The 12,120-nt window shown below is 34.8% G+C and carries 9 protein-coding genes; 7 read left to right on the top strand and 2 right to left on the bottom strand.

What is annotated here, in order from left to right:
* The first annotated feature begins 84 nt into the window (after positions 1 to 84).
* The 5 genes from J0383_RS21635 to J0383_RS21615 all read left to right on the top strand — a co-directional run bounded on the left by J0383_RS21635 (position 85) and on the right by J0383_RS21615 (position 7,474).
* A complete protein-coding gene (locus J0383_RS21635; protein ID WP_207296026.1) occupies positions 85 to 996 on the top strand; it encodes a phytanoyl-CoA dioxygenase family protein in 912 nt (303 codons plus the stop codon).
* Positions 997 to 1,169: 173 nt separating this feature from the next.
* Positions 1,170 to 3,311, top strand: a complete 2,142-nt coding sequence (locus J0383_RS21630; protein WP_207296025.1) for a catalase — start codon at positions 1,170 to 1,172, stop codon at positions 3,309 to 3,311.
* A gap of 187 nt (positions 3,312 to 3,498) precedes the next feature.
* A complete protein-coding gene (locus J0383_RS21625; protein ID WP_207296024.1) occupies positions 3,499 to 3,897 on the top strand; it encodes a YidH family protein in 399 nt (132 codons plus the stop codon).
* Positions 3,894 to 4,616 carry a YqjF family protein gene (locus tag J0383_RS21620; RefSeq protein WP_207296023.1) on the top strand — a complete coding sequence of 241 codons (723 nt, stop codon included), beginning with the start codon at positions 3,894 to 3,896 and terminating at the stop codon, positions 4,614 to 4,616. The genes J0383_RS21625 and J0383_RS21620 overlap by 4 nt, the downstream gene beginning before the upstream one ends.
* A 575-nt stretch (positions 4,617 to 5,191) precedes the next feature.
* Entirely contained in the window at positions 5,192 to 7,474 is a 2,283-nt protein-coding gene (locus tag J0383_RS21615; protein WP_207296022.1) for a cation:proton antiporter domain-containing protein, read from the top strand.
* A gap of 87 nt (positions 7,475 to 7,561) precedes the next feature.
* Here J0383_RS21615 and J0383_RS21610 read toward each other — a convergent pair whose 3' ends face one another.
* Both J0383_RS21610 and J0383_RS21605 read right to left on the bottom strand, forming a co-directional pair.
* A complete protein-coding gene (locus J0383_RS21610; protein ID WP_207296021.1) occupies positions 7,562 to 8,608 on the bottom strand; it encodes a beta-ketoacyl-ACP synthase III in 1,047 nt (348 codons plus the stop codon).
* 50 nt (positions 8,609 to 8,658) lie between these two features.
* The gene (locus J0383_RS21605; RefSeq protein WP_207296020.1) at positions 8,659 to 9,750 is read right to left on the bottom strand and encodes a hypothetical protein; all 1,092 of its coding nucleotides are present in this window, start codon (positions 9,748 to 9,750) and stop codon (positions 8,659 to 8,661) included.
* A gap of 514 nt (positions 9,751 to 10,264) precedes the next feature.
* Here J0383_RS21605 and J0383_RS21600 point away from each other — a divergent pair.
* Both J0383_RS21600 and ygiD read left to right on the top strand, forming a co-directional pair.
* Positions 10,265 to 11,095, top strand: a complete 831-nt coding sequence (locus tag J0383_RS21600; protein WP_207296019.1) for a helix-turn-helix domain-containing protein — start codon at positions 10,265 to 10,267, stop codon at positions 11,093 to 11,095.
* An 84-nt stretch (positions 11,096 to 11,179) separates the two neighbouring features.
* Positions 11,180 to 12,070 (top strand): 4,5-DOPA-extradiol-dioxygenase, encoded by an 891-nt coding sequence (gene ygiD / locus J0383_RS21595; protein WP_207296018.1) that lies wholly within the window; start codon positions 11,180 to 11,182, stop codon positions 12,068 to 12,070.
* The last annotated feature ends 50 nt before the right edge of the window (positions 12,071 to 12,120 follow it).

Here is a 12,120-nt window from a genome sequence, read left to right as displayed (position 1 = left end):
AAGCAAAAAACAGGTATTTTTACTTTTCATACAAAATTCGAAATGCCTTATTTTTGGCTTTGTATCAACCAAAAAACAAAACTTATGCCTTGGACTGTGCTTGAACCTTTATGGAAACGTGCTGTAGAACCTGAATCGGCAAAAACCGATCATTCCAATTGGGACAATGAAATTAAAACTTTGTATCAATTAGGAATTGGTATGGAAGATACGCTGCGTTATTTACACTTAGAAAAGCCAGATTTTGAATCGTTTAAAAATTGGATAAACAATCGAAAAAGAGATACTTTTTATGCCATAGAAGATTTATCCGAAAATGTCCTTTCTGAAGAAGACCTTGAATTCTGGAATCAAAATGGTTATATCGTAGTTAAAAATGCTATTTCGAAAGAAGACTGCGAAAAAACACAAAAGGCTATTTGGGAATATTTAAAAATTAATCCTAACGACAAGCGAAGCTGGTACATTCGACATGAAGATCAAAAAGGATTAATGCTTAACTTTTCGGATCATGAAACCTTAAACCGCAACCGTTTTTCGCCACGAGTAAAAAAAGCATATGAGCAACTTTACAAAACCACTAAAATATACAAAACGATAGATAAAGTAAGTTTCAATCCGCCGGAAACAAATGATTTTATCTTTTTAGGAAGTCCGCTTCATTGGGATATGAGCTTAAGAAAACCTCTTATATCTTCACTGCAGGGATTATTTTATCTTACTGACTGCGGATCAGATGATGGTGCTTTTCACTGTGTTCCAGGATTTCATAATCGAATTAACCAATGGCTGGACGAACTTAAACCGCATGAAAATCCACGGGATAAAATACTAAATGAACAAGCCAGACCTATTGCAGCCAATGCGGGAGATTTTATCATTTGGGACAGCAGACTGCCTCATTGTGCAACGGCAAATACTGGAGAAAAACCAAGAATGGTGCAATACCTTACCTATCTTCCTGACGATTATAATGCTTCGGGAGACTGGATTTAATTCTTTATGGCAATTGTAGAACATACAATTCTAATTTTATAAAATCATAAAAATCTTATGAATTAATTTTGAAGAAGAATATCAGACCAATTGTAACTATTTATAAATCTGCATTTAACAATTGAAAAAATATTCTAATAACTTCAAAAAAATTTAACTAATTAAGATATTTTATGGAAAATTTTCAAGACGAAAAACAGCGCGACTTATCAAAAAATATATCTGACGGAACCGACCAGTTTTTGACTACTGATCAAGGTGTTAAAATCAATGATGACAACAACTCGCTTAAAGCTGGCGAAAGAGGACCTTCATTATTAGAAGACTTTATTTTAAGAGAAAAAATTACGCATTTTGACCATGAGCGAATTCCAGAAAGAATTGTTCACGCAAGAGGTTCAGGAGCGCACGGTTATTTCGAAGTGACCAATCCAATTCCAGAATTAACCAAAGCAGGTTTTCTTCAGGAAATGGGACAAAAAACACCTGTATTTGTTCGATTCTCAACTGTTGCTGGATCGAAAGGATCTACTGATCTTGCTCGAGACGCCAGAGGATTTGCCGTTAAATTTTACACTCAAGAAGGGAATTATGATTTAGTTGCCAATAATATTCCCGTATTTTTTATACAAGATGCAGCCAAATTTCCAGATTTAATTCATGCTGTAAAACCTGAGCCTCACAACGAAATGCCTCAAGCAGCCTCTGCACATGACACTTTTTGGGATTTTATTTCACTCATGCCAGAATCTATGCACATGATTATGTGGGTCATGTCTGATCGAGCGATTCCAAGAAGCTTTCGAATGATGGAAGGATTTGGAGTGCATACTTTCCGATTGGTGAATGCTAAAAATGAATCTGTTTTTGTAAAATTCCATTGGAAACCTAAACTGGGAACACATGGAGTTGCTTGGGACGAAGCGCAGAAAATCTCAGGAAAAAATTCAGATTTCCATAAAGAAGATTTATGGGAAGCGATCGAATCTGGGAATTTTCCAGAATGGGAATTGGGTGTTCAAATCATTCCTACTGAAGATGAGCACAAATACGAATTTGATTTATTGGATCCTACCAAAATCGTTCCCGAAGAACTAGTTCCCGTTACCATAATTGGGAAAATGGTACTAAACAAAAACCCTGAAAATTTCTTTGCTGAAACGGAACAAATCGCTTTTCATCCCGGACACATTGTGCCTGGAATTGATTTTACAAACGATCCATTATTACAAGGAAGATTATTTTCTTATACTGATACACAACTTTCTAGATTAGGAAGCCCTAACTTTCATGAAATTCCGATCAATAGAAGCATTGCTCCTGTTCACAATAATCAGCGTGACGGTCATATGCGTCAGGAAATTAATAAAGGACAAGTTAGTTACCACCCTAATTCGCTTGGAGGCGGCTGCCCATATCAGGCAATGATTAAAGATGGTGGTTTTTCGAGTTTTAACGAACGTGTTGATGCTCATAAAGTGCGTGAAAGAAGCGAAAGTTTTAACGACCATTTTGGGCAAGCGAAATTATTTTTCAACAGCCAGACTGATGAAGAAAAAAGCCATATTGTAAAAGCCCTGCGTTTTGAACTTGGAAAAGTAAAATCTTCTGCTGTAAGAGTTCGAGTGCTGGGATTATTATCTCAAGTTGATAAAAAACTGGCTGAAAAAGTAGCTGTAGGATTGGGTGAGAAAGTTCCAGCATCACCAGAAACTCCAATGAATAAAGGTGTTTCTCCTGAAAATGAAGGTGGAAACCAAGAACCAACTACGAGTAAACAATCGGTAAAAGAATCTGCTGCCTTAAGTATGATTAAAAATCCAACAAATTCTCCAACCATTGAAACAAGAAAAGTAGCTGTGATCTGTACGAACGGCGTTTCAGAAAAAGCAGTTAACAATATTAAAAATGCGCTTTTAAAAGAAAAAGCTCAGGCAAGCATCATTGCACCAAACTTAGGATCAATCTCTACGGATACCGGCGGAGCCATAACTGCAGATTTCAGTTTTTTAACTGCTTCATCTGTATTGTTTGATGCCATTTATGTCCCTCACGGATCCGATTTAAGCGAAATAGCAGACAGCGGTGAAGTTCAGGAATTCCTTAACGATGCCTATAAACACTGCAAAGTAATTGGTGCTGATGGTGAGGCTTCTAAAATAGTAAGCAATGCGCCTTTTATTGCGGAAATTACCAATTTTGATTCGGGAATTGTAATGACTAGCGAAATAGCAACAGCTGGTTTTGCCAAGGAATTTATAAATGCCATGAAAATGCACCGTTTCTGGCAGCGCGAACCAAACTTATACAATTAAAATACCTGTTTAATACTTTTTCATTCTTTATCTGAAAAACATCTGTGTTTGTGCACAGGTGTTTTTTTATTTCAAATAAAACCTTAATAATCAAGTAGATATTTTATAAAAATTTGCAATTCATAGTATAAAAAGAATAAATGAAGAGTTTTTAAATTTAAATTAAGAATTAAAAAATAATACCATTATGGAGAAAAATAACAAACAAATGATTAATGAGCACATGTCAAATGAAAGAACATTTTTGTCTTGGATAAGAACCGGAATTGGAATCATGGTTTTTGGATTTGTGATTGTAAAATTTTCTTTGTTTGTCAATCAGCTGCCAGCGTCATTATTTCAAGAATCTAATATTCCAAAAAACGGTTTCACAATTGTGATTGGTATTGCACTTGTACTTACCGGAGCACTAACAATTGTTTTATCCTATTGGAAATACAAACAAGCTCATAAATTACTTCAGGAAGGCAGGTATTTATATTCAACTTTATTACTTACCATACTTACTGTAGTAATTTTTGTAATGAGTATCATTATTATAACCTATTTAGTCATAGCGGCATATCCGTTTAATTTCTCAATATGAGTACCGTAGATAACATATTATCCGATAGTTCGAACAGATATTATCCTCTTCCGCAGAAAAAATGGAAATATTATCAGGAATGGCATACTACTGTATTTTTTCACTGGGAAATTCCCCTCTATTTTATTGAAGAATACATTCCAGACGGGCTTGAGATTGACACTTTCAACAATATGGCCTGGATCTCACTTGTATCATTCGAAGTAAAAAACATGCGGTTGAGAAACTTACCAGCTTTTCCGTATATCTCTAATTTTCAAGAAATAAATCTAAGAACGTATGTCAAGAAAGATGGAATTCAAGGTATTTATCTTTTTTCAATTGAAACTAATAAATTGATTCAAGTTCTGCTTTCAAAAATTTTTATAGGTCTGCCTTATCAAAAATCAGAAATAATACGCTCTGGAAATCATCTTCAATCTAAAAATGATGAACTAAACCATCAGCTTGATATGGTTATGAGACAGAATATACCTTTAAAAAATAAAACGATATTAGATACCTGGCTTACCGAACGTCATGCTTTATATGAAATGATTAATGATGAACTGTATCGTTTTGATATACATCATAAAGAATGGAATCTTCGAGGTTTGGATATTTTGATAAAAGAAGTTTTTTATCAAGCCGGAAACTATACCGCTAATACCTATCCTGACATTATTCATTATGCAGATAAATTGGAAGTCATTTTATGGGGAAGAGAAAAAACACCTTAGTGTAAATTCTATAACATTGGACAATAATTATGTAAAAACGGTGTATATGAGATTTATATTTTCGAATTGAAATAATTATCTCACAAAATATAAAATTATCCCCATGAAAAATCAAACTTTAAGAATTTCCGTACTCGTGCTATTAATCTCGCTTCTTAATTACAGCTGCGCACCGCACTGTGATGACGAAGATTACAGAAAAGATCCACCACAAGCCAATATTTATAAAGTTGATTCGCTAAAAGTTTCAGATTTGGATTAAGTTCAAATATTGCCTTAGAATTGTCATGTTTAAATCCCGCCCAAAAGCGGGATTTTTTACTGTATAGAATAAAGTTTTTAACAATCTTTCTCAGTCAAAATACGAATTGGTTTTAGCAGCATCTTCCTGCACGTCCTTATTTCATTACAATTTTTTTCTAGCTTATTACAAAATTGGATTATGTGCATTTGCCGTCCGTCTATTTTGTTATAAAATTGCGCAGAATTTATAAACCCATCTCGATAAGCCAAACAGTTTTTGAGTACTTTTAATGACTAAAAACCGTAGTCGAGAATATCAAATTAATCAAGGAATGAAAAAGTTTAGAAACACTATTTTTTATGTCGGCATTATTGGGGGATTCTCTGTTTTAATGTATTGGATTATTCTAATGGGCGTAAAATTAGAAACGGGAAGAAACCTTAAAATACCCACCTCAGATAAAAGCCAATGGAATGAATTTCTTGATTCTCTTATTAAAAACTTACACCACCCGCTGGCGCTTTTACTAGCTCAGATTGTTACCATAATTTTTGTGGCGCGTATTTTTGGATGGATCTGCATTAAAATGAAACAACCTGCCGTTATTGGGGAAATGATTGCGGGAATTGTAATGGGGCCTTCCTTAATTGGAATGTATTTCCCTGAATTTTCAGCCGTACTTTTTCCCACAGAATCACTTGGTAACCTTCAATTCCTAAGCCAGATTGGTCTGATTCTTTTTATGTACATCGTAGGTATGGAGATCGATATGAAAATCTTAAGAAACAAAGCCCACGACGCTGTTGTCATAAGCCACGCCAGTATCATTATACCTTTCGTTTTAGGAATGGGTCTCGCCTATTTTATTTACGATGAATTTGCTCCTGCCGATGTTCAGTTTACTTCATTCGGATTATTTGCCGGAATTGCCATGAGTATTACAGCTTTTCCAGTTTTAGCAAGAATTGTGCAGGAACGCGGTATTCATAAAACAAGATTAGGAACTATTGTAATTACCTGCGCTGCAGCAGACGATATTACTGCTTGGTGTATTCTGGCAGTTGTAATTGCCATTGTAAAAGCAGGTTCATTTGGAAGCGCTATTTACACCGTTCTTTTAGCTTTAGGATATGTATTTTTAATGATAAAAGTTGTTCGTCCGTTCCTAAAAAGAATTGGTGATTTATATGCAGCAACTGACAAATTAAGCAAACCAATCGTTGCAATTTTTTTCCTGACCTTGGTTGTATCTTCTTATTTAACTGAGATTATTGGTATTCACGCTTTATTTGGAGCATTTATTGCCGGAGCAATTATGCCTGAAAATATCCGATTCAGGAATTTATTCATTGAAAAAGTGGAAGACGTTGCATTGGTGCTTTTACTGCCTTTATTCTTTGTATTTACAGGTTTAAGAACCCAAATAGGTTTATTAAACGAACCTTATTTATGGAAAATCGCTGGATTGATTTTCTTGGTAGCTGTAGCTGGTAAGTTTCTGAGCAGTACGCTGGCCGCCAAATTTGTGGGTCAGAGCTGGAAAGACAGTTTATCAATCGGAGCATTGATGAATACCAGAGGTTTAACTGAATTAGTAGCTTTAAATATTGGTTACGATTTAGGCGTTTTAACTCCAGAATTATTCTCTATGATGGTCATTATGGCACTTGCAACAACATTTATGACTGGACCTACCTTGGATTTGATTAACTGGTTTTTTAAATCCAGTAAAGACGATACGGAAGAAGATATCATCTTAAAAAACAAATACAGAATCTTATTGTCATTTGACCGACCAGAATCTGGAAGAGCCTTACTTAAAGTTGCCGACGGCCTTACGAATAAAAGAGCCGAAAGTTCTGAAATTACAGCCATGCATTTGCTTCCAATCGAACAAATACATCATTACAACACAGATACTTACGAGATTGAAAAATTCAAAGAAGTCATTGATGAATCAACTGCTTTAAACCGAAATATTACAACGATGTTTAAAGCTTCTGCCGATATTGATAACGAAATCGTAAATGTCGCGAATAAAAGTAAAAATGATTTACTGCTTATTGGTCTTGGGCAGTCCATTTATGAAGGAAGTTTGCTGGGACGTGTTCTTGGTTTTACAACTCGGATGATTAATCCTGAAAAGATTTTGAATACCGTTACCGGAAAAGAAAACATCCTTGAATCTGCTCCATTTGATGACGGTACAAGGCAGATTATCGCCAAATCGCAGATTCCAGTTGGAATTTTAATTGATAAAGATTTAACGGATATCTCAACGATTTTCATTCCGCTTTTTGAAACAAAAGACTGGGAATTAATTGAAAATTACGTTCAGAAATTCATTCATAATATCGATCCCAGAATTATTATTCTAGACGCCCAAGGAAATATCGAAGCCGATTTAGACACCAAAGAAAGAATTAGATTAATGGAGCAGGCAGCACCCAATCAGCTTTCCTTTAAAAAAGAACAAACAATAGATAAAGATTTCTTGGAAAACCAGAATCTTATGGTAATCAGCATTGACAGCTGGAAACATCTAATGGATACAAAAAGCCCTTGGCTGTCTAATATTCCTTCTACTTTAATAATTTCAGACGATAAAAAATAATCGTTTTAATTCTATCACCAATAAAAAGAGAAAAGCCTTTTAGAATGAACTAAAGGCTTTTCTCTTTGTTTGTTTTAAAATGAAAAATTACTGTTCTATTAAAACACTTTCTATCTCAGCAGTTTTTGCAAAAGTTTCAACGTCTCTTTTCTCACGCATCACACCCCATTTCAAACACGCAGCTCCCCAAGAGAATCCTGCTCCGAAAGTAGTAATCAGTAATTTTTGTCCTTCATTAAAATCATCTTTAAAATCCCATAAACACAATGGAATCGTTGCCGATGTTGTATTTCCATAACGCTGGATATTTACTTTTACTTTTTCCGAAGGAATATTTAAGCTTTCGCCCACTGCATTTATGATTCTTAAATTTGCCTGATGCGGCACAACCCAGTCAATATCATCAGAATCTAATTTGTTTTTAGCCAAAACATCTTGAGAAACCTGGCTCATAGAAGCAACCGCTCTTTTAAATACAAAAGAACCATCTTGTTTCAAATAATGATCTCTGTGTAAAAGACTCTGCATAGCAGCCGGCTCTTTAGAACCTCCAGCAGGAACTAACAATGATGCTGTTCCGCTTCCATCAGTACGAAGAATACTTTTCATTAATCCGTAACCAGATTCTGTTTTTTCCAATAAAACCGCTCCTGCTCCATCGCCAAAAAGAATACAAGTATTTCTGTCTTCATAATCTACAATTGAGCTCATTTTATCGGCACCTACGACCATTATTTTTTCATAACGTCCGCTTTCAATCATATTCGCGCCCATTTCAAGAGCATATAAAAATCCGCTGCAAGCCGCATTAAGATCTAGTCCAAAGGCATTTGTTAAACCACTCATTTCGCAAACCTTACTTGCTGTTGGAGCTAAAATATGGTCTGGAGTGGCAGTTGCTAAAATAAGTACTTCGATTTCCTCGCGGTCTACTTTATAATTTTTTATCAAGTTATCGATAGCGGCACAAGCAAGATCAGAAGTTGCTACATTATCGTCGGCAATACGGCGTTCTAAAATTCCTGTTCTTTTTTCGATCCATTCTTCAGAAGTATCAACTGTTTCTGAAATTTTTTTATTATTGAGGATAGCAGGCGGTACATAACCTCCAACTGCTGTTATTACTGCATTCATTGTTTTTGTTTTTTGTTTCTGCTTGCGTTTGTATAATCAGTTGCTGATTATTACATATAAACGCTTTTTATTCTTTTTTTATTGGGCTTTCTAAACGATTCATAACAACTGAATGCTGTTTTTAAAAGCGCTGTACCTGGAAATAAGGTCAAAACACTAGAACCTATAATAAAGGTTCCCATAACCATTAAATCCTGAAAAGATTCTTTATGTAAATCGTTAAAATGGACTGCCAGTATTAGGAAAATTACCATTACCAGACCTGAAGCCAAAACCATAAAGAATGTTTTTGCCGTAGCATTTACTACTGCATCTTGAGTTTTTGAGGCATTTTTATAATAACCGAATGCCGTATCGGTTTGAAGAAAAGCTGCAATTGCTGCGATAGTTATACCTCCAAAGAAAGAAATCTGCATTAAACTCTCTGAATTCCAAACTAATATCTTACAAACATAAGAAAGCAGGAAATAACTAAAAATAAGCGATAAAAATGGCGCCGATGCCAAAATATAACTCTTGTAACGCATTACAATAAAGAGAAAATACACTAATCCCAAAATCATGAAATAGTAATCTTCGGCATTTTCTATGGTTAATTCTAAAACCAGACAGGCTGTAACCAATATGGCGGTCAAAGTACTGATGATTTTATGAGTCAGCACAACACTTACTGCTTTAACCAATGCAGTAATACCTTTCTCGATCTTGTCATTTGCTTTTTGAAGTATTCTTTCTGAAAAAGAAAGTTTCAAATCGTCTTGCTGGCGTTCTTCATTAATATGACCTAATGACAAACTGCCTAAAACAGGCAGAAGCATAAAAGCATTAATGACTGCTATTGATAATCCTGCAGCTGACACCCACACAAAATCTTTAAACGGGACAAACTGAATCTGGAACCCCCAAACAAGCAACAGCAGTAAAGTGATAAAGGAAAGTACAACTGTCCAAAAATTTACTGACACTGCTTGTCTAACTGCCAATTTTGCATCCGTTTCTGAAGATTTTTTATTTTGATGTACAGAATACAGTAGTATCGTATTTACCAGCAGCGAAAATCCTAAGCTTAAAATGATGGCCGCTGTTAATAATGATGAATACTCTACTTCAAATAAATCGATAAAAAAAAGTACTCCAAACATTACATTTAGCGAACAGCCAATACTAATCAGGACCGAAACTAAGTCTTTGAGAAATAAATAACTAACTGCAAATAAGCCAATGAACATAGTCAAAATTTCGTAAGTCTCGATTTTGTAAAATGTTATTGGCAGTCTTTCGAGCGACAAAAAACCCGAAATTAAAAAAAATACAGGCAGTATACTGAGTATCACGGCCTTATTATGAGAGTCGATTTTCATTACATATTCTATTGTTTGATTAAATTGTTAAAAAAAACAATTGTACCGCAATCATTGTGCCGTACATGGCTTTTGACACTAATAATTTGGAAATGTCAAATAATACAAATTGGGTGTCAGTATTATTTTTATTCTAGATTCAATTACCATAAAAAACTAATTTTCAATTGACAATTATAAAATCATTACCTAAAATTATAAATTGAATATGAAGTTTAAATGAAGAAATGCAATATGTATTTCAAGCAAATCCATTACAAATTTGTACTTTTAATTTTTTAACACACAATTAAAAATGGAAGAAATCTTTAAGATTTTCAAAATTAATATTGCAGAATCCGATAAAATTCAGCGTTCTGTAAACGAACCCCATTATCATGATTTTGAAGAATTAATTATTGGAAAAGAAGGACGGCTGGAACATTTTATTGATTTTCAGTCTCACCTTATTGATGCTCCATTTATAAGTTTTGTAACACGCGGAAAAGTGCATCGGGCAAAACCACTGCCAAAAGACGGAAAATGTGATATGTGGGTTTTGCGTTTTAAAAGTGAATTTGTAGCAGAATCGGCATTTCAGCTCTATGCTTCTTTTCATGAAAATGCTAATGTCGAAATGCCTGAACACAATTGTTTTGGAAGACTTGCTACAATCTGCGAAATCATTTATGATGAATATCAGCAGGAAAGACCCGATCTTGCCGTAATCCGACAATTACTTAGCGCCTTATTTACCATAATTGAATCGGAAAGACGAAAGCTAAATCTCAACAACGAAGAATCTAAAAAAATACAAGGATCAACTTTTAGAAATTTCCTTCGTCTTCTTGAAGAATATTACAAACAGCCCAAAGACGTTCATTTTTATGCCGAAAAATTATTCATGACAGTTCGAAACCTAAACAACATCTGCCAGAATATCTTACAGCAGAGTGTTTCTGAAATTATAGAAACCCGAAAATTGACGGAAGCCAAAAACCTTTTAATTACAACTGACAAAACGATTTCTGAAATTGGTTTCGAACTCGGATTCAAAGAAAAAACATATTTCACCCACGCTTTTAAAAAGAAATCAGGAATGACGCCAACCGAATTTAGAGATGATATGTCGAAACTCATTTCCTAAAAACACAATCATTCTTCCGATTTGTGTTACCTCATTTCTTGACATTATACCGAAATTTGCATCCTAATCATCCACCTAAATTTTATGGAACGCAAAGATTTTTTAAAAGCCATGGCCATTTTGCCTTTAGGAGCAAGCGCTTTACAACTTACTGACCTGCAAAAAGCAGCAAAAAGTTTTGAAGCCACGCCTAGAATGCCTGTGCTGTTTCTAGGACATGGTAATCCAATGAATGCGCTTTACGATAATACTTTTACAAGAGGATTTCAAAATATAGCCAAAGACCTTCCAAAACCAAATGCCATTTTATGTATTTCGGCACACTGGGAAACAAAAGGAACATTTGTAACCGCAATGGAACAGCCTAAAACCATTCATGATTTTGGAGGATTTCCACAGGCTTTATTTGATGTCGAATATCCCGCTCCGGGAAGTCCTGAACTAGCTTTGGAAACTCAAAAACTAATTACATCAGTTCCTGTTGGTTTAGATCACAATTGGGGACTCGATCACGGTTGTTGGACAGTTGTGAAGTTTTTATATCCAAATGCTGATATTCCTGTTATCCAAATGAGTATTGATTACACCAAACCTGCTTCGTATCATTATGCTTTAGCCAAAGAAATTGCGGCACTTCGTCATAAAGGAGTTTTAATTGTTGGAAGCGGTAATACGGTTCACAACCTTAGAATGGCGGCGTGGGATAAAATGAACGAAGTTGGATATGCTTATGACTGGGCGACTGTTGCCAATGAAAAAATGAAAAAAATGATTTTAGAAGGCGATCACCAATCTTTAATCAATTTTGAAAAACAAGGGAAAGAATTCCTGCTGGCAGTTCCTACTCCAGAACATTACATGCCTTTGATTTACACCTTGGCTTTACAAGAAAAAGACGAAAAAACAACCATTTTTAACGACAGCATTCTGGCAGGATCATTAAATATGATGTCGGTTAAAATTGACAAAGCCTAATGAAGAAAAAGTTTTTATTCCTTTCTTCCGCCTTTATTCTGATTATAACC

This window comes from Flavobacterium endoglycinae (assembly GCF_017352115.1).
Lineage (GTDB): Bacteria > Bacteroidota > Bacteroidia > Flavobacteriales > Flavobacteriaceae > Flavobacterium > Flavobacterium endoglycinae.
The sequence above is the reverse complement of the archived record's forward strand: the minus strand, read 5'-3'. Positions and strand labels throughout refer to the sequence as shown.

What these genes read in the sequence shown, in the direction of transcription:
- J0383_RS21600 (WP_207296019.1), top strand. Translation starts at nt 10,265, where the DNA reads ATGGAAGAAATCTTTAAGATTTTCAAAATTAATATTGCAGAATCCGAT.
- J0383_RS21615 (WP_207296022.1), top strand. Translation starts at nt 5,192, where the DNA reads ATGAAAAAGTTTAGAAACACTATTTTTTATGTCGGCATTATTGGGGGA.
- J0383_RS21635 (WP_207296026.1), top strand. Translation starts at nt 85, where the DNA reads ATGCCTTGGACTGTGCTTGAACCTTTATGGAAACGTGCTGTAGAACCT.
- J0383_RS21605 (WP_207296020.1), bottom strand. Translation starts at nt 9,750, where the DNA reads ATGTTTGGAGTACTTTTTTTTATCGATTTATTTGAAGTAGAGTATTCA.
- J0383_RS21625 (WP_207296024.1), top strand. Translation starts at nt 3,499, where the DNA reads ATGGAGAAAAATAACAAACAAATGATTAATGAGCACATGTCAAATGAA.
- J0383_RS21610 (WP_207296021.1), bottom strand. Translation starts at nt 8,608, where the DNA reads ATGAATGCAGTAATAACAGCAGTTGGAGGTTATGTACCGCCTGCTATC.
- J0383_RS21620 (WP_207296023.1), top strand. Translation starts at nt 3,894, where the DNA reads ATGAGTACCGTAGATAACATATTATCCGATAGTTCGAACAGATATTAT.
- ygiD (WP_207296018.1), top strand. Translation starts at nt 11,180, where the DNA reads ATGGAACGCAAAGATTTTTTAAAAGCCATGGCCATTTTGCCTTTAGGA.
- J0383_RS21630 (WP_207296025.1), top strand. Translation starts at nt 1,170, where the DNA reads ATGGAAAATTTTCAAGACGAAAAACAGCGCGACTTATCAAAAAATATA.